This window comes from Vibrio hepatarius (assembly GCF_001274785.1).
Taxonomy (GTDB): domain Bacteria; phylum Pseudomonadota; class Gammaproteobacteria; order Enterobacterales; family Vibrionaceae; genus Vibrio; species Vibrio hepatarius.
In genome coordinates this window covers 896,131-919,552 of the sequence record NZ_LHPI01000001.1, presented here as the reverse complement: position 1 = coordinate 919,552, position 23,422 = coordinate 896,131, and the positions used below count along the sequence as shown (strand labels likewise).

The 23,422-nt window shown below is 46.2% G+C and carries 26 protein-coding genes and 1 pseudogene; 19 read left to right on the top strand and 8 right to left on the bottom strand.

What is annotated here, in order from left to right:
• The first annotated feature begins 11 nt into the window (after positions 1-11).
• Both AKJ31_RS04155 and AKJ31_RS04150 read left to right on the top strand, forming a co-directional pair.
• Positions 12-500, top strand: coding sequence for a 2-thiouracil desulfurase family protein (locus tag AKJ31_RS04155; RefSeq protein WP_053407813.1), 489 nt, complete (start codon positions 12-14; stop codon positions 498-500).
• Positions 501-677: 177 nt separating this feature from the next.
• A pseudogene (locus AKJ31_RS04150) lies at positions 678-1,594 on the top strand (alpha/beta hydrolase).
• Between the two features lie 59 nt (positions 1,595-1,653).
• Here AKJ31_RS04150 and AKJ31_RS04145 read toward each other — a convergent pair.
• Positions 1,654-1,836, bottom strand: a complete 183-nt coding sequence (locus AKJ31_RS04145) for a hypothetical protein (RefSeq protein WP_053407812.1) — start codon at positions 1,834-1,836, stop codon at positions 1,654-1,656.
• Positions 1,837-2,126: 290 nt separating this feature from the next.
• Here AKJ31_RS04145 and AKJ31_RS04140 point away from each other — a divergent pair, with 290 nt between their 5' ends.
• From AKJ31_RS04140 to AKJ31_RS04130, 3 genes are all read left to right on the top strand, one after another.
• Positions 2,127-2,585: a GFA family protein gene (locus AKJ31_RS04140; RefSeq protein WP_053407811.1), complete on the top strand. Its 459-nt coding sequence runs from the start codon at positions 2,127-2,129 to the stop codon at positions 2,583-2,585.
• 73 nt (positions 2,586-2,658) lie between these two features.
• Positions 2,659-3,012, top strand: a complete 354-nt coding sequence (locus tag AKJ31_RS04135; RefSeq protein WP_053407810.1) for a tRNA-binding protein — start codon at positions 2,659-2,661, stop codon at positions 3,010-3,012.
• Positions 3,013-3,071: 59 nt separating this feature from the next.
• The gene (locus AKJ31_RS04130; protein WP_053407809.1) at positions 3,072-3,413 is read left to right on the top strand and encodes an SH3 domain-containing protein; all 342 of its coding nucleotides are present in this window, start codon (positions 3,072-3,074) and stop codon (positions 3,411-3,413) included.
• A gap of 234 nt (positions 3,414-3,647) precedes the next feature.
• On the opposite strand, the gene AKJ31_RS04125 is transcribed toward AKJ31_RS04130, so the two are convergent.
• A complete protein-coding gene (locus AKJ31_RS04125) occupies positions 3,648-3,860 on the bottom strand; it encodes a hypothetical protein (protein WP_053407808.1) in 213 nt (70 codons plus the stop codon).
• Positions 3,861-4,400: 540 nt separating this feature from the next.
• Here AKJ31_RS04125 and AKJ31_RS04120 point away from each other — a divergent pair.
• The 3 genes from AKJ31_RS04120 (at position 4,401) to AKJ31_RS04110 (ending at position 5,752) form a co-directional block, all read left to right on the top strand.
• A complete protein-coding gene (locus AKJ31_RS04120) occupies positions 4,401-4,619 on the top strand; it encodes a DUF6500 family protein (protein WP_053407807.1) in 219 nt (72 codons plus the stop codon).
• A gap of 51 nt (positions 4,620-4,670) precedes the next feature.
• Positions 4,671-5,369 (top strand): helix-turn-helix transcriptional regulator, encoded by a 699-nt coding sequence (locus tag AKJ31_RS04115; protein WP_333702076.1) that lies wholly within the window; start codon positions 4,671-4,673, stop codon positions 5,367-5,369.
• Between the two features lie 62 nt (positions 5,370-5,431).
• On the top strand, positions 5,432-5,752 hold the full coding sequence (locus tag AKJ31_RS04110; protein ID WP_053407805.1) for a hypothetical protein: 321 nt from the start codon (positions 5,432-5,434) through the stop codon (positions 5,750-5,752).
• A gap of 55 nt (positions 5,753-5,807) precedes the next feature.
• Here AKJ31_RS04110 and AKJ31_RS04105 read toward each other — a convergent pair whose 3' ends face one another.
• Positions 5,808-6,617: a helix-turn-helix domain-containing protein gene (locus tag AKJ31_RS04105; RefSeq protein ID WP_053407804.1), complete on the bottom strand. Its 810-nt coding sequence runs from the start codon at positions 6,615-6,617 to the stop codon at positions 5,808-5,810.
• Positions 6,618-6,861: 244 nt separating this feature from the next.
• Here AKJ31_RS04105 and AKJ31_RS04100 point away from each other — a divergent pair, with 244 nt between their 5' ends.
• The 10 genes from AKJ31_RS04100 (at position 6,862) to AKJ31_RS04055 (ending at position 18,994) form a co-directional block, all read left to right on the top strand.
• On the top strand, positions 6,862-8,001 hold the full coding sequence (locus AKJ31_RS04100) for an ornithine cyclodeaminase family protein (RefSeq protein ID WP_053407803.1): 1,140 nt from the start codon (positions 6,862-6,864) through the stop codon (positions 7,999-8,001).
• 41 nt (positions 8,002-8,042) lie between these two features.
• Positions 8,043-8,465 carry a RidA family protein gene (locus tag AKJ31_RS04095; RefSeq protein WP_053407802.1) on the top strand — a complete coding sequence of 141 codons (423 nt, stop codon included), beginning with the start codon at positions 8,043-8,045 and terminating at the stop codon, positions 8,463-8,465.
• Positions 8,466-8,507: 42 nt separating this feature from the next.
• Positions 8,508-9,800 carry an NAD(P)/FAD-dependent oxidoreductase gene (locus AKJ31_RS04090; RefSeq protein ID WP_053407801.1) on the top strand — a complete coding sequence of 431 codons (1,293 nt, stop codon included), beginning with the start codon at positions 8,508-8,510 and terminating at the stop codon, positions 9,798-9,800.
• Between the two features lie 52 nt (positions 9,801-9,852).
• Positions 9,853-10,338: a universal stress protein gene (locus tag AKJ31_RS04085; protein ID WP_053407800.1), complete on the top strand. Its 486-nt coding sequence runs from the start codon at positions 9,853-9,855 to the stop codon at positions 10,336-10,338.
• 40 nt (positions 10,339-10,378) lie between these two features.
• Positions 10,379-11,320 carry a tripartite tricarboxylate transporter substrate binding protein gene (locus AKJ31_RS04080; RefSeq protein ID WP_053407799.1) on the top strand — a complete coding sequence of 314 codons (942 nt, stop codon included), beginning with the start codon at positions 10,379-10,381 and terminating at the stop codon, positions 11,318-11,320.
• A gap of 65 nt (positions 11,321-11,385) precedes the next feature.
• Positions 11,386-11,973, top strand: coding sequence for a tripartite tricarboxylate transporter TctB family protein (locus AKJ31_RS04075; RefSeq protein WP_053407798.1), 588 nt, complete (start codon positions 11,386-11,388; stop codon positions 11,971-11,973).
• A 20-nt stretch (positions 11,974-11,993) separates the two neighbouring features.
• A complete protein-coding gene (locus AKJ31_RS04070) occupies positions 11,994-13,481 on the top strand; it encodes a tripartite tricarboxylate transporter permease (RefSeq protein ID WP_053407797.1) in 1,488 nt (495 codons plus the stop codon).
• Positions 13,482-13,508: 27 nt separating this feature from the next.
• Positions 13,509-14,915, top strand: a complete 1,407-nt coding sequence (locus AKJ31_RS04065) for an aldehyde dehydrogenase family protein (protein WP_053407796.1) — start codon at positions 13,509-13,511, stop codon at positions 14,913-14,915.
• Between the two features lie 172 nt (positions 14,916-15,087).
• Positions 15,088-16,731 carry a sulfatase-like hydrolase/transferase gene (locus AKJ31_RS04060; protein WP_053407795.1) on the top strand — a complete coding sequence of 548 codons (1,644 nt, stop codon included), beginning with the start codon at positions 15,088-15,090 and terminating at the stop codon, positions 16,729-16,731.
• 64 nt (positions 16,732-16,795) lie between these two features.
• On the top strand, positions 16,796-18,994 hold the full coding sequence (locus AKJ31_RS04055; RefSeq protein ID WP_053407794.1) for a cytochrome c3 family protein: 2,199 nt from the start codon (positions 16,796-16,798) through the stop codon (positions 18,992-18,994).
• Between the two features lie 3 nt (positions 18,995-18,997).
• Here the strand turns inward: AKJ31_RS04055 and AKJ31_RS04050 are convergent, their stop codons facing one another.
• Entirely contained in the window at positions 18,998-19,240 is a 243-nt protein-coding gene (locus AKJ31_RS04050) for a DUF2798 domain-containing protein (RefSeq protein ID WP_053407793.1), read from the bottom strand.
• A gap of 151 nt (positions 19,241-19,391) precedes the next feature.
• Between AKJ31_RS04050 and hpaC the strand changes: the two genes are divergently transcribed.
• Positions 19,392-19,898, top strand: a complete 507-nt coding sequence (gene hpaC, locus AKJ31_RS04045) for a 4-hydroxyphenylacetate 3-monooxygenase, reductase component (protein WP_011150195.1) — start codon at positions 19,392-19,394, stop codon at positions 19,896-19,898.
• 57 nt (positions 19,899-19,955) lie between these two features.
• Here hpaC and hpaR read toward each other — a convergent pair whose 3' ends face one another.
• The 4 genes from hpaR to AKJ31_RS04025 all read right to left on the bottom strand — a co-directional run bounded on the left by hpaR (position 19,956) and on the right by AKJ31_RS04025 (position 23,415).
• On the bottom strand, positions 19,956-20,381 hold the full coding sequence (gene hpaR, locus AKJ31_RS04040; protein ID WP_072161212.1) for a homoprotocatechuate degradation operon regulator HpaR: 426 nt from the start codon (positions 20,379-20,381) through the stop codon (positions 19,956-19,958).
• A gap of 177 nt (positions 20,382-20,558) precedes the next feature.
• On the bottom strand, positions 20,559-21,857 hold the full coding sequence (locus AKJ31_RS04035) for a TRAP transporter large permease (protein WP_053407792.1): 1,299 nt from the start codon (positions 21,855-21,857) through the stop codon (positions 20,559-20,561).
• Complete coding sequence (locus AKJ31_RS04030) at positions 21,858-22,385, bottom strand: TRAP transporter small permease (protein WP_053407791.1); 528 nt, start codon at positions 22,383-22,385, stop codon at positions 21,858-21,860. It lies immediately after the preceding gene.
• A 4-nt stretch (positions 22,386-22,389) separates the two neighbouring features.
• On the bottom strand, positions 22,390-23,415 hold the full coding sequence (locus AKJ31_RS04025) for a TRAP transporter substrate-binding protein (RefSeq protein WP_053407790.1): 1,026 nt from the start codon (positions 23,413-23,415) through the stop codon (positions 22,390-22,392).
• Positions 23,416-23,422 lie beyond the last annotated feature (7 nt).

The window sequence follows — 23,422 nt, the reverse complement described above, 5'->3', positions numbered from 1 at the left end:
AAGGATTATAAGTGGAAAAGGTTCTCATCAGCTCTTGTTTGCTCGGTAACAAAGTTCGCTACAACGCCAGTTGTCTATCTGTATCGATGTCTGAGTTGGATTGGCTCAAGACCAATGTTGAATTGGTGGTTGTTTGCCCTGAAGTATCGGCTGGTTTGCCGACACCGAGAGCTCCCGCAGAGATCATCAACGGAAAGGGTACTGATGTGATTCAAGGCTCTGTGAAAGTCGTAGGTAATGATGGTGTAGACGCTACTGCACAGTTTCTTGACGGGGCACACAACGCTCTCAGGATGTGCCAACGATTAGGTATCAAGTACGCGGTTCTAGCAGAAGGCAGTCCATCGTGTGGTAGTTCTAAAATCTACGATGGCACATTTAGCGGAGTGAAAGTGGACGGCTCTGGCGTGACTGCAGCGCTTTTAGAGCAGGAAGGCATCAAAGTATTTAGCCAACACACCATTGCAAGCCTTAAAGCAAAGATCGAAGTGAACTGTTGATTATGCGTTTCAATCCCTTTCTCAGCATTTGTTCTGCCAGCTTAAAGTGATTGAGCTCTTTTGCAACGCGCGAGTTCCACGAGATATTAAACTTGTATCACACATTTTAACTGTGATTATATACAGTACTTAATCTTTGCATATCATAAGGTTTTTGAACGTAATCAAGTACCACAGATGACCATTAATTTAGAAGCAGGCATTAAACAACTCGTTGAGGAATTTATTGCCAATGGCAAACCTTGCCCTTCCGAGCAAAGCGTTGCTGAGCGACGTGCTGGGTATCTTGCTAGCACGGTTTTAGCTGGCTCAAGCCCGGTGATGGAACAAGAATTTGTTGATGTGTTAAACGGCGTAGAGGTGAAAGTCTATAAACCAACGGACAAAGCAAACTTGCCCGTAACGATTTACTTCCACGGTGGGTGCTTTATTAGTGGTGGATTTGCAACCCATGATGCTCAGATAAGGCAGTTAGCGCATTTATCAGAGTCCATCGTAATCTGTATTAAGTATCGATTGGCACCAGAATATACTTATCCAGCCGCCCATGATGATGCTTTCCAAGCGGTACGCAGTATTCAGAGCATGGACGTAAATACGGTGGAGATACCGATCAAATCGTTTTTGTTGGTGACAGCGCAGGTGGACAACTGGCTCTCGCGACAACAATGCGATTAAAGAATCAGAATCTTTGGTTGCCTAGAAAGCAAGTTCTTATCTATCCGATGCTTGATCCCAACGGTGCTTCAGAAAGCTATAAACAGAATGGAAACGACTTTGTAATTACCGCCAAAATGCTACTTTCGGGTTTTGATATCTATGCGGGCAGCGCAGAAAAGCGGACTTTTACTCAGGAGCTTAATCTTCTGGAAGGTTCAGATTTTAGTGGTTTACCTGAAACGTTAATTATTACCGCTGAATTTGATCCTCTACGTGACGAAGGGGAGTTGTTATATAAACAGCTGATTGCCCAAGGTGTTTCAGCTTGTTGTGAACGTTACCTTGGTGTGATACACGGCTTTTTCCAGTTGTCAGGTGTTAGTCAGTCTGCAAAGCGTTGTATTCGCAACATCTCAGATGCAATAAAACATTAGATTAAATGAAGTGTTAGAGCTTGGTGAATGTGAGCTCTATGATCAGAGCTCAAGGTCGCTTATGAGATGATGACGATTTCATCATTCTCATCGATAAATAGTACGGCTTTGTGCTGTTCGATTAACTGAACTGCAGATGATGGGGTAACAGCGCCAATTTCACCTTTAGACTTTATCGTCAAAGCATCCCATGCGCGATCTCGGTACTTACCTGTTTCGGTGTACTCAATTAGTACTTTCATAGGCCCTCTCTTATTCGGCTCCGGTGAATGTATAACCAATCTTAATCCTTTGGTTTGAGTTACGCATTAGTTAAAAATGAAACATTAAATTAACATTTTAATAATAATCTTATTTCACATGCACATAGGATGAAGTTGTCTTCTCACCCGTTTGGATTAGGTTTTTTGGTTCAAAGCGTCTTTGATATGGTGGTGTAGGGAGTGTGCCAATACGGTGTTATGTGACTTGATCTCGCTTACGATCAAATTGGATAGATTACAGTAACCATACAGACACGGAGGTATATACCATGAGTAACACTGCACCAAGTAAAGTTAAAGGACATTGTCGTTGTGGTCGCGTAACGTTTGAAGTAACAACTAAACCATTGATTACGATGGCTTGCCACTGCACAGGCTGCCAGCGAATGAGCTCAAGTGCGTTCAGCTTAAGCTCTCTGTTTTTGAGTGAATCATTCACAGTTACATCTGGCGAACCTGTCATTGGTGGCTTACACGGTAGTATTCGTCATTTCTTCTGCGGGCACTGTATGAGTTGGTTGTTTACACGTCCTGACGGCATGGAAGAGTTCGTCAATGTACGCTCAACGATGTTGGAAGATGCGAACAACTACAAACCATTCGCCGAAACCTATACTGATGAAAAGCTCGAGTGGGCAAAAACTGGCGCAGTGCGCAGCTTTAAAAAATTCCCACCAATGGAGAGCTTTCACGAGTTGCTTGAAGAGTATGCAAAGACTCAAGGATAAACCTTAAATACAGACACAAATACCTTGCACTACTTACAGCAGTTATACCGGAATTAAGATTAAGGAATGTTTCATGAAATACGCTCCAATCAAACCTGAGATTACCTTTGATGATTTCGCGAAAGTAGATATTCGCGTAGGTAAAATTGTCGAGGTGAGTGAGGTTGCCAAATCCGACAAGCTTATGAAGCTCACGGTGGATTTTGGGGACCACACTCGCTCGATTTTGGCTGGCATTAAGCAGGAGCGAGACGATCCTAAAGAAATTGAGGGTAAACAAGCGTTGTTTGTCGTGAATTTGCCTGAACGAAAAATGGCGGGAGAAGTTTCGCAAGGCATGCTTTTTGATATTGGTTATGAAGACAAATTGCAGCCATGTCTCGCTTGCCCAGAGAATGAAATGCCTAATGGCGCGAGGGCAGGTTAATGGCTTAGCAAACCGTTTTTAAAATACTGCAGTGAAGTGTTAAAGCTATGGAGCAAAGAATGGACGTCGTCGTTATTGAACAACACACCTCAGAGTATCCTAATCCGATCGTTTTGAACCAAGGCGATAGGGTAGCTTTGGGTGAAATGGATGATGAGTTTCCAAATTGGATATTCGTCACGACAGAAGCCGGTGTTAAAGGTTGGGCTCCGATCCAATATATTGATAAATCAGGTTGTGGCTCAGAAGGAACATTGCTTCACGATTATGATGCGTGGGAACTGAACACGGTAGTAGGTGAGAAGCTCACCGTGCTGTTTGAACTCAACGCTTGGTATCGCGCTTCCAGAACAAATGGTGAAACCGGTTGGGTACCTGTTCGTTCTGTACAGCCAGCATGAAAGTAAATCCTTAATCCAGAGAGGCTTATTTGAATAAACGTATCGTTTTTACTGGTGGACCAGGCTCAGGAAAAACTTCAGTTATAGAGTAATTAAACACGTTGGTTATGAACTAATTGAAGTGCCGAAATTATTAGTTCAAGAAAAGGCAGAGTTTATCTTAGACAAATTAGCAAACGACATTAGCTGACAAGGCTTCCAATCTTGTCAGCAAGTTTCCGCTCATATCATTTATTATTTAATGCTGTGTTTAAGTGTGTTCTCCAGTACCGAAATAGATTCAGCATTTGATGCTCGATCAAAATGCACGTTGACCTGAGTGCCTGCTTTTTCAAACACGACATCATCAAAATCCGTCATCGCAATTTTGTAACCGTTACGAGCAAACAGACTGGTTACTCGAGTTCGTTGTTGTATTTTTAATGCGGATGAAAGCAATTTATCCATACCGTATTGTTCCCCGTTATTTGGCAATCGTTGCAAAGCTTAGTATGAAAGTGCGTTCTTAGCTATGGATATTTTTGCATCTATTTCGCATGTATATGAAATGTCATGCGTTTTAATTATGGGTTGATTAGGGTTTAGATTAATTCCTTATTTAAAGTATGGTTTTGTGTGAGCTAGGTGGTAAAGAGCTTGGTTGTTAATCATGTTGTTTGTTAGTTATAAGAAATAATTAGTTACAAATTACTAGCACGTATTTTGTGGGATTGTCAGGCATGCCCCGCGTGTAGAGCGAGAAGGTTCTGAGTAGCCAATAATGTAAGTTAGTTGGGCGATGTTGCCGCCAATTAGGATTTAGCGATCAAGCTGATATAACAAGGTAGTTTCGTACCATCGCTGCTATTACACTTGGGAAGGTTGCAACTTAAATTCCATGTCTCTTAAATAAAAGTTTACTGTATTTATATACAGTTATTTGTTGTTTTCATATGTTTGCTTATGTATGGTCATTGACTGTTATTTCTAATAAATAGGCAAAGAACAATGCGTGATTCGCTGAGAGAAAAAGTCGTTCAGGTATGCTCGAAGAAGATAGAGCAAAAAGGAGAGAGCGTGGGTGTGTCATTTTATGCATTTTTCGCGAACAAAAATGATGACCCAGAGCTATTGATGGAAGCAGCAACTTGGTGGATTCAAACCCATCAACTCGATCGCTTTGAAAAAGCGACTAAAGTTATGGCAATGGTCAAGTCCGGGCTGTAAAGCTTGCTTAAGCGTGGACTGAGACTCTTTGAGTAGTCAAAAAAGGTATAGGTGACAAATGTGCGAAAGTCAGACCGGCTTTTTCAACTAACGAATATACTTCGAAAACATCAACCGCTTACAGCTCTGCAATTGGCAGAAATGCTGATGGTGTCTGAAAGAACCATTTATAGATATGTCGACGATCTATCTGCTTCAGGGATACCGATTTATGGCGAGCCTGGGATTGGTTACCGTTTAGTTGAAGGTTTTGAGTTACCGCCACTGCAGCTATCGAGAGAAGAGCTAGAAGCGCTTATTACGGGTGTCAGCTTTACAGCTTCCTTAACAGGAAAAAATCTTGCGGCTTCAGCGCACTCTTTGTTGGCTAAGATTGAAGCTGCGCTGCCTAATAGTTCGGATATGATCTCCAATGAAGAACGAGTGATTCGCGTACCAACGATTTATCGTGAAGCCAAAATATATCAACTATGGGGTAAAGTGCATTCCGCAATTGAATCTAAGTGTTGGTTAACGTTGACCTACAATTCACTGTCTGGTGCTGAGACAGTTAGATCGGTGTTCCCGCTAGGATTGTTTTATTGGGGAGGGAAGTGGACTCTTGGCTGTTGGTGTGATCTTCGCAAAGCATATCGAGACCTAAGGCTAGATCGCATCACTGAGTTAGAGTCTAGCGAACGCATAGCCGAACTACCTGAGCATGTTTGTTTGCATGAATACATGGAGATAAAAAGTTCTCAAGCCTACTGACACAACGTTGTCAGTAGGTGTGCCTTATTGTTGGAATTCAACCAACGATATAGGGCACTAATATGATTAAGAACAACAAGATTGAAAACATAGGTGGGATGGAGTTTGCGACGTTCAAACTAAAAGAAGGAGTAACAGAAGTTCGTTTAATAGAACTTGCCCAACGAGTCGAGGAGCAATTTCTCAGCCAACAAGAGGAGCTCATTCTCCATTTTCTCGTTCGTGGCTCTGATGGTCGCTATGCAGATGTGGCAATTGCGAGCTCACAAGTGAAAGCGGAAGAGTACTGCCAGCAGTGGTTAGAGAATGACGCCGCATTGGAGTACTTAGAACGTCTTGATAAAGACTCAGTGAATATGACGTTTTGGACAAAAATCAACTAGGGCGTAACGACACTAATGGGTGGGGCTAAAGGCTTTGTTATGGTTGTTTCCCCACTTACTTTTCCAACCTAGTCAACGACTGATAATCCATTGGCGTCACACTGACCAGCTTTTTAAATTCTCGCTGGAAGTGTGCTTGATCGCTGAAACCCAAATCAAACGCAAGCTCAGACAGTGGCACCTGATTATTATGGCTGATCTTATACACTGCTGACTGACAGCGAATCGCGCGGCTGAACGCTTTTGGCGTCAGGCCAGTATCGTTACGAAAGGTGCGTTGCAAAGTTCTGGCAGAGTAACCCGTGTCGTTGACCAAATCCTGTATCTGAATATTGCCGCGCGCATTGGTAACTCTTGCGATCACTTCCATAGTGAGATGAGAGCAAGTGCGGCTATCAAATTGGCTGACAAAGTCATTCACCGCGCGCGCTTTGCCTAAGAAATCATCCGCCTTGCAAACTTGCTCAAGAATCTTCTCGGCACCATAAACCAAATCACCTAAATCCAATCGGTTCGAAATCACTTCCTCTACATCCAAGTTAAGCAAGTCCGGTATCACGCCCGGTCTAAAACGCACGCCAAAGTAATAATGATCTTGCGTAAAATCCGCTTTTTTTGCTTCAAGGGGCGTACCGCAAATGTAGGCTTTCGGATTATCGGGATTACAGTCGAAGAGTAGGTCGATGCATCCATCTGGAATAGCAATAGTGGAATCTGTACCACTACTCGCGTCAAACGAATAGAAGTGAGAAGTGCATGCACTCTCAGGTGTCAATAACGTATTAAAACGCTTAGCCCCAAGCACAAACCAAGGCTGGACTGAGTGCAAGGAGGCAATTTTAAACTCGAGATTCGCGTCAGGCATACTTTTCTACTCATTAAACGTCAGAGTATCAAAGTCCCATTTTGTTAATTGGATGTAAATTTATATTGTTAATATGTTAATCAATTTTGTGACCTAGCCCATGACTTGTGTCGCAAAAATTCAATATCGCTGCGTGTCTTCACTCTAGTATCAGTTTTAACAGATAAATCACTCAGTTGATTGTGAGCGTTTAAATAGGCTTTTCACGACCAACTGAGACTAATACAGGGAAGTAGGAACACGTATGTCTAGCAATACAAAAATCGATTTTATCTACCTATCTGAACCAGACATGATCAAAGCCGGTGTAACGGATATGGCAGCATGTGTGGACACGATGGAAGAGATGTTCGCACTGTTACACCAAGGTGATTACCGCATGGCGGGACCAAATAATGATTCTCATGGTGCGATGATTACGTTTCCAGAAGAATCACCAATCCCAACCATGCCAAAGCCGACCGCAGACCGCCGCTTGATGGCGATGCCAGCTTACTTAGGCGGCGATTTTGGTACGTGTGGCGTGAAATGGTACGGCTCGAACATTGCCAACCGCGAGAAAGATCTTCCGCGCTCCATCCTAATGTTCATTCTCAATGATATTGAAACCAGTGCACCACTCGCGATTATGTCGGCAAACTTGCTTTCAGCTTACCGCACTGGGGCGATTCCTGGCGTGGGCGCACGCTACCTTGCTCGTAAAGATTCCAAAGTGATTGGTCTGCTTGGTCCTGGTGTGATGGGCAAAACCTCAGTGGCTGCATTTATGGCTGCGTGTCCAAACATCGACACTATCAAGATCAAAGGTCGCGGCAAGAAAAGCCTAGACAGCTTCTTAACTTGGGTGTCAGCGACATTCCCACAAATCACCAATGTTGAAGTTGTCGAGAGCGTTGAAGACGTCGTTCGCGGCTCAGACATCGTAACTTACTGCAACTCGGGTGAAACGGGCAACCCAAGCCTCTACCCAGAAGTGAAACGTGAGTGGGTCAAACCGGGCGCGTTTTTGGCAATGCCTGCAAGTTGCCGCTTAGATGCGGGCATGGAGCAGGGCGATGTACGTAAAGTGCTCGATAATACCGGCCTTTACCAAGCGTGGTACGAGGAAGTGCCAAAACCTGCACACAACATTATCCCACTCGTTGGTGTTCGCTTTATGGACATGATCGAAGAAGGCAAGTTGACCATCGATGACTTAGAAGACCTTGGTTCGATTGTCGCGGGTGAAACACCAAAGCGCCAAAGTGAAGACGAAATCATCATTCTTTCTGTTGGTGGCATGCCAGTAGAAGACGTTGCGTGGGCAACCAAGATTTATCGTAACGCCGTCGAGAAAGGTATTGGCGTCAACCTCAATCTTTGGAATCAACCAGAACTCAAATAACAACGCAGAACACTAGGCTAGTCATTAAAAAGGAAGTCCCCATGACACGTATCGTAAAGGTAAAAACCGGCTCAAAACTGGAAGAAATCGCAAGCTACTCGCGCGTCGTTGCGGTAGATAACTGGATTTTTGTTTCAAACACCGCTGGCCGTAACCCAGAAACAGGTGAAATGCCAAAAGACGTATTTGAACAAACAGAGCAAGTGTTTACCAATATTGAAGTCGCTTTGGCGTCGGTTGAAGCAAGCCTGAAAGATGTCATCACGTCGAAAGTCTTTATTCAAAATCCAGACAACGTTCCGGCCGTGATGGAGTTTGTTGGCACCAAGTTTCGCGGGGTGAACCCAACCACCACGGTCACTTGTCCTCCGCTCGGATCTTCTATTTACGAAGTCGAAATTGAAGTGACGGCTTATCGCGGCGCATCACAGGCAGACGTAGAGGAAATCGTGCTTTCAAGATAAAGGCGGCTAAGGGCGCCGTATCGAGATGAGCGAGAGGTTAGGATGACAAAAAATATCATACGACTGGAAACATCAAACGTTTTGCCGAAGTCCACCGGAGTAGTGATTATCGGTGGTGGCATTGTCGGCGCGAGTGCAGCGCTGACATTAGCCGAAAACAACGTCCCTGTAGTTTTGATCGAGAAAGGTTATGTAGCGGGTGAGCAGTCATCACGAAACCTTGGCTGGATCCGTAAAACCAGCCGACACAAAGAAGACGTGCCTTTGGCGCTAGCCGCTGACCGTTTGTGGGCTGGTATGAGTCAAAGAGTCGGGCATGACCTTGGCTACAAGCAAGCAGGGATTATGTTCCTTGCTGACACTGAACAACAAATGGACATTTACCAAGATTGGCTGGACTCAGTGGATTCGTTGGACCTCGATTCCAGATTGCTAAGTAGCGACAAGGTTAACGCCATGCTTGGTAACAGCAATAAGTCATGGAAAGGGGCGATTTACACCCCTTCAGACGGACGTGCTGAACCGTGTATCGCAACAGTAAAAATCCTAGAAAAAGCAGTGGAACTCGGCGCGCAGGTAGTGCAGCACTGCGCAGTCCGAACGCTTGCTATGTCGGGTGGCCGTGTAAGCGGCGTAGTCACAGAGCAAGGTGAAATCAACTGCGAGCAGGTGTTGTTAGCGGGTGGTGCGTGGTCAAGACGCTTCTTGGGTAATCTGGGTGTCTCGTTGCCAACTCTGCCACTGATTTGCTCAGTGATTAGAACTAAGCCAATGGAGGGGCCGACCGATATTGCGGTGGGTGCGTCAAACTTCTCGTTTCGCAAGCATCACAATGGTGGTTTTGTGATCACGCAGCGCGGTGCGTTAGATGCACCAGTCTGTCTTGATCATCTGTTGATTGGACACCGTTATCTTGAACAGTTGAAACACCAACGTAGCTTTCTACGAATCAAACTCGGCAAGCATTTTGTCGATGATTTAAGAATGCCACGCAGTTGGAAACCGAGCAGCGATACGCCGTTTGAAAAGGTGAGAACGCTCAATCCAATTCATAACCAGAACCTTATCAACGAAGCGATGACCAATTTGCGCCAAGCCTATCCCGTATTTGAACAAGCCGAGATAGACGAAGCGTGGGCAGGGCTGATTGATGTAACGCCAGACTCGAACCCAGTGATCGACCATGTCGCGGTAATACCGGGCTTAACCCTAGCCACAGGGTTTTCTGGGCACGGGTTTGGTACTGGGCCAGCTGCGGGACATTTAGCGGCAGATTTAATCATGGGTAACGATCCGATTATCGATCCGACCCCTTATCGATTTAACCGCTTGTAAGAGTCATTTTCGGGTCTGGAAAGCACCTTAATCAAATTGGTAGGAACTTGCTATGGCAGTAGATATTGAAGCAATTGTGTATGCATCGGATGCCAATAAAGGCAGCCGAAAAGTGTTTGAAGCTGCAATTAACCAAGCAGTGAAGCATCAATCAAAAATTATCTATGTGCATGCGGTGAATAAGGCAGACGTGATTACGCCGGATATCTCTTATTCCTACCTGCCGAGCGACATCGATAAGCTGCATTCCGCTCAACACAGAAACGAGCTAATCGAAAAGCTTAAAACACGAATCCATCGATACATAAAGGAAAAACTGACCGATCTGGATATTCAGGTTCAGTTTTCGATATGTGTTCAATTCGGTAATCCAGAGGAGGTGATTATCAACACGGCAAAGCAGTTTAATGCCGGACTGATTGTTATGGGCAATAGAAAATCCAGTGAATTGTCCAGAGTATTTCTCGGTTCTACAGCCAACAAAGTACTGCAGAAAAGCGAAGTACCCGTATTGATAGTACCAATAGCGAAAAAATAGAAATGCTGGGCATCACCAGCTTCAGAGTACAAAAGGAATTATGATGAAAAGGACTAAACTGATTACTGCAATCGCACTTGCATCGATTTTTGCACCACTCACAAGTGTTGCCGCAGACTACCCAAATCGCCCAGTAAAATACGTTGTGCCGTGGCCTCCGGGTGATTTGGAAGACGTGCTTACTCGTCTAATCGCAGAAGAGATGGCGAAAGAAACAGGCAAGCCAGCCACAGTCGTTAACAAACCTGGTGGCGCTGGAATCATTGGTGCAGCAGAGGTTTCACGTGCGCGCCCAGATGGTCTGACGATCGGCTCGTTCGTTGCCGATATCCTCACCACACACATTCTTTCTGGCAACGCACCGTTTGACCAAACAACATTCGAGCCGGTTGGGATCTTCCTAGACTATCCGTTTGTGATTGCTGCAAAAGCGGATGCGCCATACAACAACCTGAAAGAGCTAGCCGATTACTCGCAAAGCAACAATGTTTCGCTTGCTCACTTTGGCTACCAAGCGCTGCCTACCGCGATCACGTTTAAAGCGGCGGACCAAGTTGGGATTAAGTTCTCGTCAAACGCACCGTTTGATGCGATCAACTGTTCAACGTTAGCCAATGGCGATGCGGACGTGGTCAATACCGTTACGCAAACCATCCTTTCTTGTTTGAAATCTGGCGACGTGAAAATCATCGCTTCGATTACGCACGAACGTTTAAGCATCAGCCCAGATGTCGCAACGCTTAAAGAGCAAACTGGCGTAGAACAAACAACGTGGAACGGTCTGTTTGTGAAGAAAGGCACACCTGACAACGTCAAACAAGTGATCGCAGATATTGCTCAAAAAGCACTTAAGACAGACAAAGTGACGGCGATCAGCCAAAACACTGGTGCCAACGTTTTTTGGATGGGTGGCAAAGAAGCGCAGCAAGTGATTGATAATGACTTTGCTAGTGCCAAAGAGCTGCTGAACTACATGAAGTAAGTCCTTTGGGTGAGTAAACATATCTGGTTCATTTACTCACCCTTTTTTCAGGGAGTTGAACGCATATGACGATTGAAATCAACGAAGTGGTTCTGGAGCAAGAAGACAAAGCAGGTCTTGCGACAAAGAGTCTCCCATCACACTACTATTTTTACTTGCTTTCCTTTATTGGCTCGATGGTACTGATATTGCTCCAACCTAGTCAGGCAAAAGAGGTGCAAAACGCGCACGGTTGGTTCTCTCAGCCTTACGTCGCACCATTACTAGGCCTAAGTATCATCGCTCTGTTTAGTGGTATTTATCTGCTGGTAAATACGATTAAGCACTATCACTGCTTGAGAAGCATTAATCCCATCGAACTGACCTTTAGTGCCATCAGCAGGTATCGAACGGCGGTGATCATCAGCGGTTTCTTTTTCCTCTACATCTTCAGTTTGTCGGTGATTGGTTTCGCGCTATCCAGCTTTATCTTGGTGCTAACCATGCTTTGGATAAGCAACCTGTTCACTCGCTTTTGGGTGATCACTTCCTTTGTCTCCATCGCCATCATCGTATTGGTGTTTAGAGTCGCGATTGCGCTGTGGCTGCCCGATGTGTGGCTGTTCTCGTTCCTTCCCGACCAAATGGCTGACTTTGCCAATATGTACTTGTAGTAATTGGATGTTGTATCGATATGGACACTATTTTTCTCGGAATCAATGAAATACTCACCATGCAAGTCGTACTCGCCATAGTGTTCGGGGCGATTCTTGGTGTGTCGATTGGCTCAATTCCTGGGCTAGAACCTGCAGGCGTAATGGCGATTTTATTGCCAATGACGTTCAACTTTGACCCGTTGCCAGCGGTCACCTTGCTGCTCGGGGTATACGGCGGCGCTTGGTATGGCGGCGCGATCCCCGCAATATTAATGAATACTCCCGGTACGCCCGTGGCGGTGCTGACAACCTACGACGGCTACCCGATGACGCAAAAAGGCGAGGGTAAGCGTGCGCTGTCAATCGCGTACTCGTCATCTTTCTTCGGTGGCATGGTCAGTGTGCTGTCTCTTGTTCTTTTGGCACCTCTTCTATCTCAAATCGCGATGCATTTTGGCTCGGCCGAGTTTGCCATGTTGGCTGCACTTGGAATGATCTTTGTCGTTATGGCGCACTACAAACAAGCGTTTGCAGCGGCGATGATGCTTGGTCTAGGTATCTTCCTCGGTACGATTGGTATTGACCGCTCTTACAACACCATGACGTATACCTTTAACCAAGAATGGCTGTTTGGTGGTGTGCCACTGGTGCCAACCGTGATTGGCCTCTTTGCGATGTCTCAGGCATTTGTTTTGTTATCGCAGAAAGGCAACGACTCGCAAGTCACGACTTATGAAGGCAAAGGGCGCTTCTCTGGAATGCTGGTGGTGATCAAGCATAAATGGACCGCAGTTCGTTCAGCAATTTTAGGTGTCATCATGGGATTGCTACCGGGTGTGGGTGAGTTTGGTTCTCAGTTCTTTTCTTATACTTTGGCGCAGAAACTCTCTAAAAACCCAGATAAGTTTGGCCAAGGCGCAGAAGAGGGCTTAATTGCCTCTGAAACATCGAACAATGCCGTGACGGCTTCAGTCATGGTTCCGCTGTTGGCATTTGGTATTCCTGCCGACGCGTTGATGGCTATGCTGCTGTCTGTGTTTATGGTGCATAACTACACGCCGGGCCCTACCTTATTTGCCGAGCGACCAGAGTTCATTTCTGGCTTATACATCTCGCTGTTTTTAATCAACATCGTCGCATTCATCTATCTGACTTTCAGCAGTAAATGGATTGCTAACCTAACGCGCATTCGCGGACGCTTTATCGGTGCGCTGATACTGGTACTCGGTTTTATTGGCAGCTATAGCCAAAACTACCAATTCTCTGATGCGCTTATCGCACTTGGTTTTGCGGTGTTTGGTTACATTCTTAAACGCGAGCAGATCCCAGCTGTGCCAATCATCTTAGGTTTGGTACTTGGTCCGGTATTTCTTGCCCGTACCAAGCAAGCTCTTGGAGTCTCAAACGGTGACTTCTCAATCTTTTGGGACAGACCAATCAGCCTAGCTTTGCTGAGCATGATCGTCATTTCTATTGGCATCTTTATTTACAGCATGGTTAGAGATAATCAAACAAAAACACAATAACGAACGTCGAAACGAAAGGAACTCACAATGAACCAATTTGGAATGACTATTGATGGTCAAACCGTACAAGGTGAAATGCCATCATGCATCGTGCTCAACCCTGCAAACGAGCAAGAAGCGTTTACCGCGCCAGTGGCGTCAATTGCGCAGCTGAATAAAGCGGTTGAGAGTGCGAAAGCAGCGTACCCTCAGTGGAGTGCACTGTCTCAAGTTCAGCGCGATGGATACATCAACAAAATCGCTGATGTGATAGAGCAAAACGCAAGCGAGTTGGCCGAGATTATCGTGAAAGAACAAGGTAAACCGATGCAACTTGCACAGATGGAAGTGGGTGGTGCGGTGGCATGGACAAGGCACACTGCGAGCATTGAAGTTCCGGTCGAAGTCTATGAAGACTCAGAAAACAAACGCATCGAAGGCCGCAGAAAGTCGATCGGTGTTGTGGGTTCGATTACGCCTTGGAACTGGCCTTTAATGATCGCTATTTGGCACATCATTCCAGCACTGCGAATGGGTAACACAGTGGTACTAAAACCTTCAGAACTGACACCAATCAATACGCTTAAACTGGGTCAACTGTTGCAAGACGTACTGCCTGCTGGGGTGTTGAATGTGGTCTCCGGCAGTGGCGATGTTGGCCGCGCAATGAGTGAGCACAAAGACATCAACAAGCTGGTATTCACTGGTTCGACGCAGACTGGTCAGAACATCATGCAGGCGGCGGCGACAAACTTAAAACGTTTAACGCTTGAGCTGGGCGGTAACGACGCGGGTATCGTGCTCCCGGGCGCGAATCTGGATGCGATTGCTGAAGGGTTATTCGCCACCGCATTCATCAATATGGGTCAAACTTGCGCGGCATTAAAACGTCTTTATGTACATGAATCTCAACATGACGAGCTGTGTCAAAAGCTGGCCGATATTGCCGAAAAACAAGTGGTGGGTGAAGGTAGCGCAGACGGCGTAACCTTTGGTCCAGTGCAAAACAGCCAACAGCTTGAGAAAGTGATCGCGCTGGTGGAAGAGGCAAAACAACAAGGCGCGACGATTTACGCTGGTGGCGTGCGACCAGATAAGCCGGGCTACTTTTTCCCGCCAACGATTGTCGGCAACGCACAAAGCGGAATGCGAGTCGTTGAGGAAGAACAATTTGGCCCTGTATTGCCAGTGATTAAGTACACAACAGTCGCGGATGCAGTAGCGGCAGCGAACAGCGTTGAAGTGGGCTTAGGTGGCTCGGTTTGGGGCGACGTTGAGCAAGCGAGTGAGCTAGCCTCTAAGCTGGAATGTGGTTCGGTGTGGATCAACGGCCACGCGGAAGTATTGCCTCACGCGCCATTTGGCGGCTGTAAGATGTCTGGCTTTGGCGTGGAATTCGGCCTAGAAGGGTTGCTCGAAAACAGCCTGCTGCAAGTCGTGAATATCAATAAATAGTGCTCTTCCTGAAGCCCAAGAAAAACTAGATACCTTCTTATTAGCTTTATGACTGATAAGAAGTATCTACCCCCCGTCACGTATCAGCCTAATAACACTACTTATTGAAAGCAAATGTGTTGGTACGACCTTCAACTAAAGAATAACCGTTTACTGGTACATAGGATTGAATGTGAAGAAGAAGCTAATTCCATTGATTGCGGCATTAATTGGTATTAATGCGTACGCAAACGAGGCGGAGCGCCCTAACATCTTATTTGTCGTCGTTGATGACATGGGTTACTCCGATTTAAGTAAATTTGGCAGTGAAGTGCCGACCCCAAACCTTGATGAACTTGCCAACCAAAGCGTGATCATGTCTAACATGCAGGCGGCACCTGCGTGTTCTCCGACGCGCGCCATGCTTTGGACGGGTGTGGATAGTCACAAGGCGGGCTTGGGTAACATGCTCGAAGAAATGGCGCCCAATCAGGAAGGTCAACCGGGCTATGAGGGGATGATCAACGACAAGGTTGTCCTTATCTCAGAAACGTTGCAACAACAAGGTTACGAGACTTTCTATGCTGGCAAATGGCACTTAAGCAAAGGGGAGGAAAATCGAGCTTTCGAGCGTGGTTTCTCCCAGACATTTGCCCTTAACAGTGGCGGTGCAAGTCACTATGACGATATGAAGCCAGCGTATTCACCGACACCTGAAGCAAAAGCGCCGTACTCAGTAAATGGCAAACTGATCGACAAATTGCCAGCAGAGTTCAATTACTCCACCCAATATTACGCAGATAAAGCGATTGAATTTATCGAGAATGCGCAAGACAAACCTTTCTTTGGAGTGATTAGCTACACGGCGCCGCATTGGCCATTGCAGGCACCGGATAAAGTCGTAGAAAAATACCAAGGCAACTACGATCAGGGATATGAAGCCTTGTATCAAGCGCGATTCGACAAGCAAAAACAGCTAGGACTGATCCCGAAAGACTCAAACTACACCAATAGATACCCAGAGGGACAGGCGTGGGATGAGCTGTCGGACGAGCAGAAAAAGCGCGAAGTAAAATCGATGGAAATCTACGCTGCGATGATCGATCAAATCGACCAATACACAGGTAACGTGATCCAAAAACTCAAGCAGCTTGGAAAGTACGACAACACCATGATTGTGTTCTTGTCGGATAACGGGACGGAAGGTCACACACTCGATGAGGTTTGGCCGATGGACCAGTTTCCTAAGATACGAACCACAATCAACAATACCCACGATTTCAGCTATGAGAACATGGGCAAGAAAAACTCGTACGCATTACTCGGTCCAAACTGGGGCAGGGTGACATCGCCTGGGTTTGATATGTTCAAAGGCTACCCTCAACTTGGTGGTACTCAGGTCATCTCGTTCATCAAATATCCACATGTCGATAAGCAAGGCGTGATGGTGGATACGCTCACCACGGTAAAAGACTTTGTTCCAACCATTCTTGACGTGACCAAGCTGACACAAGCCCACAAAGACAATATTGGCAAAGAACACCATATGTATACTGGACGTTCTCTGGTCGATATAGAGCGCTCAAACGTGAGTGACGAACTGGTTGTTAGAGAGCTGTTTGGCAAAGTCTCTGTGAATGACGGTCAATGGATGGCGACGAGAAACTTTGTCGAGAAAGATAGCAAATGGGCACTGTTCAACGTGCAAAGTGACGTATCCACAACGGTAGATTTGAGTGAACAACATCCTGAGATACTCAAAAAGTTAAAACTTGCGTGGGTCGGTTATCAACGAGAAAACAATGTCATCATCCCTGATTGGGTGAGCGGCTATTAATCGTCAGGGCTTACTTCATTGTGGAGTAAGCCCTTTTTCTTTCCCTAACTCTAGCTAGCGACCTATGACCAAGTACGTTTTCATTTTTACGCTGTTATTAATCAGTCACTTCTCTTTTGCTGGTAAAGAGACTGCGCAGTATGTTGGCTCGCAAATCTGCGCTCAGTGCCATCAAAAGCAAGTCGATGATTGGAAAGGGTCTCATCATGAACTGTCGATGAAGCACGCGAGCGAAGACACGGTGTTAGGCGATTTTGATAATTACCAGTTGAGCGAGAATGGTCGAACGACACTGTTTTATCGTGAGAACGATCAGTTCTGGGTCAAGATGGAGAATGAAAAAGGCGAGTTTGAAAAGTATCAGATTAAGTACACGTTTGGCTGGGAACCGCTGCAGCAGTATATGGTTGAGTTTGAAGATGGTCGCATACAACTCATTCCGTATTCGTGGGATTCGCGTGAGGTCAGCAACCGAGACCGCCGTTGGTTTGCTCTGCACCCTGATGTGAAACCTTATGATGAGTTTTATTGGCGCAATGCGGGGCAGAACTGGAACTATATGTGCGCGGATTGCCACTCAACCAACGTCCAGAAGAACTACAATGCGAAGGAGAATAGCTACAACACCACCTGGTCAGAAATCAACGTGGCGTGTGAGTCTTGCCACGGACCAGCAAGCAAACATATCGAGGCCTTCTCAACTAAACCAACGCCCAATAACTTTGGCTTTGAGCGTAACCTAGCGCAACGTGTTGTCAAATGGATCAGCCGAGACGGTCATGCGACGCTAGAACCAAACCAAATACAACCGACCGATCAAATACGAGTCTGCGCTCAATGCCACAGCCGCAGAGTGCAACTAAACGACAGCTCACTTACAGCGCAACATTCATTGCTGGATAAATATCAACCGAGCCTGATAACCGACGAGCTCTATTATCCAGATGGTCAGGTGTTTGATGAGAATTACGTCTACGGATCGTTTCTCCAGTCTAAAATGGCAGCAAAAGGTGTTACTTGTACCAATTGCCATGACCCACACTCGGCCAAATTGAAGTTACCCGAGCCTGCATTGTGTAACCAATGCCACTCCGCGGAAAAGTTTAATACGACCAAACACACCTTTCATGACGTAAATAGTGAGGCAAGCCAGTGCTCTAACTGCCACATGCCGAAACGCACTTACATGCAGATTGACGAGCGACGAGACCATTATTGGCACGTTCCGAAACCTGAAATCAACCATGTGTCAGGTGGGACCAGCACTTGCAGAAGTTGTCATAGTGATAAGACCGAATTGTGGGCGGCTAAGCAGCTCAATACTTGGTATCCAGATCGTAACTCGTCGCTCGCTGATACACGTATTTACAGCGACTATTTGCTAGCAAAAGACAAACAAAGCTCGTTGGACGTTCTGATTCAACTTATCGAGCAAGAAGAGCGTCCAGAGATCGTTACTGCTTCTTCACTGCTGAAATTGAAAAAGTACGACTCGCCAAAAGTGTTGCCAGTCATGGAACAAGCGGCGCAAAGCGATAATGAGCTAATCAGAATGAGTGTTGCTCAAGCATCATCACGCTTACCTGTAAGCCAGCGCTGGCCACTGCTGAAAACACTGCTTGAGGATGAAGTGTTGGCGGTGAGAAGCGAATCTGCACGAGCACTCGCGGTAGATTGGAACACACTAAACTCACAGCAAAGAGAGCAACTGAAAGCGCCGTTGAGCGAATACATCGATATCCAAACCTTCAACGCCGACCGTGCGTATGCGAGAGCAAACTTAGGGGATTTGTATCGCTTTCAAGGAGAGGTGGAACAATCGATTCAGCAGTACCAAAAAGCAATAGAAATCGAGCCTTACTACGAATCCAGCTACGTGAATCTAGCGGACGTGTATCGCGCCATTGATAGGAATGATTTGGCGATCTCCACCTTACAGCAGGGCTTGCTAAACCAACCTCGTTCGTCTGCAATCCCATTCAGCCTAGGGTTGGCATTATTGCGTAATAGAGAAATCAACAAAGCCGCATTGTATTTAAAAGCGGCTGCGGAGAAGAGTAACAGCAACGACTATTATTGGTATGTTTATTCCCGCGCGGTCGAATCCTTAGATGTTCGAAAATCGATTCTGGCTCTCGATAGAGCACTCAAAGTCAGTAATAAGTCGGTGTACTTGGATTTGATCTGCGAACTTATCGATAAGAACAGCCTCGCCACCGATCAGCTGTATGCGGGTTACAATTGCGCTCAGCTTAATCAGTGAACCTCAATCGGCGGTCGGTTTGCTTTCACCTAATTGAGCCAGCCAGTGGGCGAGTCGACGAATTTTTGGTATCACAGTAAGGTTAAGAGCGAATGCGACAGGCCAAGCGACAAAGAACGAATCTCGCCACGCGCTCAACCATTGCAGGTTTAGCCCGACTTTACTCAGTGATATCACCCCAGACATCATCAGCGCCATAAACAGCGAGCCCAAAATTGCTTGGATTAGAATCTCTTTTTTACTCATTTCCCTATCTCTAATTTGCTACGAAAAGTGCAAGTGATTACCACAAGTGTCTATTCATTCCTGAGCGGCTTTTTTGCATTATTATCCCAGCTACAAAGCAAACAGATAAATAAAACGATAAGTCAGTACTCAACAAGAATAAGGAATTACTATGTCTCTACAACAGGATTTTCGCGACGCAATGTCTAAGCTTGCTGCAGCAGTGAATATTGTCACTACAGGCGGCGAAGCTGGTACTGTCGGTATTACTGCTACTGCGGTTTGTTCAGTCAGTGACTCACCTGCAACAGTCTTGGTTTGTGTTAACCGCAACAGCGCCTCTAACGCAATCTTCAAGCAAAACGGCAACATGTGTATCAATGTTTGTGCAAGCGAACACCAAGAAATGTCGATGCATTTCGCGGGTATGACGGGCCTTGCAATGGAAGAGCGCTTTGCCCTTGAAGGCTGGAAAAACAACGCAGACCAAGTTCCAGTTTTACACGGCGCTCTGGCAACACTGGAAGGCAAAATTGCCTCTAGCCAGGAGGTCGGCACACACACAGTATTCTTTGTTGAGTTACACACTATCCACTCGAACAACAAAGACGGTTTGATTTACTTTGACCGTGAGTTCAAGAATGTTGATGCTCGTGAAGTGGTTGCTGCTGTCGCTTAATATCGACGTGTTAGCATCATAACCTGTAAAAACACCCACTGTTACGTGGGTGTTTTTTTATTTGGTTTGAATGGCGATCAGCTCGTTGAGTAGGTCGGACAACTGCTCATATTTGCTTTCGCCAAGCGCTTCTTTTAACGCAACGTATTGGTCCTCAATTTGAGGTCGAAGCTGTTCGACTAGGGCTGCGGCTTTGTCGGTCATATGAATGTAGAACTGACGACCATCGTGTGCCGACTTTTGCTTGGTTACCAGTCCTTGCTTCTCTAGACGGCTAATAATGCCGGTTAAGCTCGGACTGAGAATGCATGTCTCTTTTGATAGGGTAGAGAAATCGATCGAACCCTTAGTATCTATCACTCTTAAAATGCGCCATTGCTGCTCTGTTAAGTCATTGTCTGCCAGAACAGGGCGAAAGAAGTGCATTGCAATATCTCGCGCTTTAAGTAATTGAAGTGGTAGAGAATTTTCGTATTTAGTCACTTAACTAACCTTATTTTTACTCTTTCTAGCCAACATTTATGCCAACGTTGTTGGATAATACGACTCATCCCTGCGCATATGCTATTACAAGATATAACCTTGGTCTAATAGTAATGGCGTTAGTGTCCGAGTAATTAAACAAAAAAAGCTCTTTAACCAGTAAAGAGCTTTCTAACATCAATAAAGCATATTTGGCAGGTACAGGGCGATAGCCGGTACCAACACAATTAATGCTAATCGAACCATATCCGCTACCCAGAATGGCAAAACGCCTCTAAAGATGGTTGCGGTATTTATGTCTTTAATCAGCCCTGACAGAACGAAAACGTTGAGCCCAACAGGCGGGGTGATCAAACTGATTTCGGTGACTACCACCACGATGATGCCAAACCAAATCGGATCAAAACCAAGCTCGACAATGACAGGGTAGAAGATAGGTACTGTCAGCAACATCATCGACATGCTTTCAAATACACAACCCAAAATAATGTAGATAACCAGAATAAGGCCGAGTGCCATCATCGGGGTAACATTGGCAGTTTGGATCATCTCAACCAAAGCAGTGGGTAAACCCGCGCGGTTGACGAAGTTCGATAAGATCAACGCTGAAATGACCACCGCGAATAGCGAAGCCGAGGTCTTGGCCGTATCGATGAGGATTTCACGTAGTACAGTGTAATTTAACTTGCCACGTACACCTGCCAACGCAAAAGCACCACACGCACCAATACCCGCTGCTTCGGTCGGGGTAAACGCACCGATGTAGATGCCACCCATCACGATCACAAACAACAGTAGGGTAGAGAAGATGCCTTTTAGCGCCAGCATTCGGTCTTTCCAGCATACTCGCTCACCCGGAGGCGCGCTTTCTGGTTTGCGTGACACCACCCACTGCACCGCAAGAAGGTAAAGTACGATACCGAGCAAACCCGGTAAGAAGCCTGCGGCAAACAGCTCGCGGATACTGGTTTCGGTCAATAGACCATAAATCACCAACATCACGCTTGGCGGAATCAAAATCCCTAACGTGCCCCCCGCCGCGATAGAAGCAGAAGCCAACCCGTCAGAGTAACCGTATTTACGCATCGGTGGCATGGCGACTTTTGACATGGTTGCCGAGGTCGCAAGGCTTGAGCCACAAATTGCAGAAAAGCCACCACACGCAAGGATGGTCGACATTGAGAGACCACCGCGACGATGACCAACAAACGCATTGCACGCTTTGTACAACTCGTTGGAGATACCTGCTTTGGTGACGAAGTTACCCATTAAAATAAACAGTGGAATCACAGACAGCCCGTAATCTTGGCCGGTATCGATAATGCGTCTCGCCGCCATCGACATGGCTGCAGACCAGTTGTAATCGTTGATGTACCAAAAGCCGACAAAACCGATCACACCCATCGCAAACGCGAGAGGTAAACGCAGCAAAATCAGCGCAATCAGTACTGAAAAACCGATAATAGATTCAATCATTTAGGCCTCCTTGCCTTTAATGCTTACGTCTGACTCAGAGGATTTGCCAAATAGCATTTGCTTGGTGTAGTAACCCGCATTGAATAGGGTTAACGCACCGCCTACAAAGCCGGTAATTGAAATCAGGTAGGTGACATAACCCAGCGGTAGCTCAAGGATCTCTGTCACTTCTTCGTATTCAAGCGAGCGACCCGCTAACTTCCAGTTGGTTGCGGCGACCAAAATCAGCGAACAAGCACAAATAAGATTGATGATGATCTGACGTAAACTGATCCATTTGCTTGGAAAGTAGTTGTCCAGCAAATCGACGCAGATGTTCTCTTCCTGCCAAGAAACCAAAGGAAAAGCCATAAAGACCATAATCGCGAGCAAGACTTCAACCATTTCTGTTGACCCCAGAATGGGAGCATTCAGTAAGTTTCGAGACATCACATCTACAAACGTGACGACCATCATCAGGAACAAGCTCAAAGCAGCGAGGGAACCAAGCCCTCGCTCAATGGCTTTAGAAAGACTAAAACCAGACATCGCGTTACATTCCTTTCGCTAGCTGTTGGTTGAAGAACTGATACGCTTCTGGACCATTTACTTTGCGTTTTTCTGCAACCTTGTACCAATCTTCCACGAGAGGCTCACTGGCTTGTTTTAGCTGAGTAATCATCTCTGGCGTCGCAGGTGTAAAGGTATGGCCGCCTTGTAGCGCTTCTTGGTAAGCACTTTGGTCAGCGTCGTCCCACATTTGACCAAATAGGCGAGACAGCTTCTCACCAGAAACCGAACGGATCGCTTCTTGGTCTTTCTTAGAAAGGTCAGCGAAGGTGTCACGGTTCATAATGATCGCAAAGCTGCCGCGGTACAGACCACCTGGAATTACCAGTGTGTTGTCTGCCACTTCTGCCAAACGGAACGAACTCAACGCTTCAAACGGTAGATAAGCGCCTTCGACTACGCCTTGAGATAGCGATTCGTAGACTTTATTGGTTGGAATAAACACCGGCGTGACTTTCATGTCTTTTGCCATGGTCGAGATCACCCCGCCACCGACGCGAATCTTCTTACCTTCGATGTCACTGAGCGCGTGAACTGGTTCTTTAGTGATAAGTTGACCTGGTCCGTGAACGCTCAAACCCATCACTTCAACGCCGCGGTGCTCACGGCCTTTCTTCAGGTACTTCTCGTAAGTACGCCAGTACGCCATCGACATCAATTCAGAGCTGCTTCCTTCAGCGAAAGTCGGGATTTCTGGAAGTTGAGTCAGTTTGAAACGACCTGCTTTGTGGCCATGAAAAATCCAAGTGACTTCACCAATTCCATCGGTGACGACATCGATTTGTGTATGGGGAGGGGCGAGATCGTATTCGACTTTCAAAGTCACTCGGCCTTCGGTGGCTTCCTCAATCCACTGACCCCAAGTAGGCCAAACAACTTTGTTGATGCCGTGGTTTGGTGATCCCCAAGTGCTGACTTTGATTACTTTTTCTGGTTCCGCATGTGCCGACATAGAGCTCATTAGCAAAAGTGCTGATGTCGCTATTGAAGCGATTTTGTTTACTCGCATGACGCTA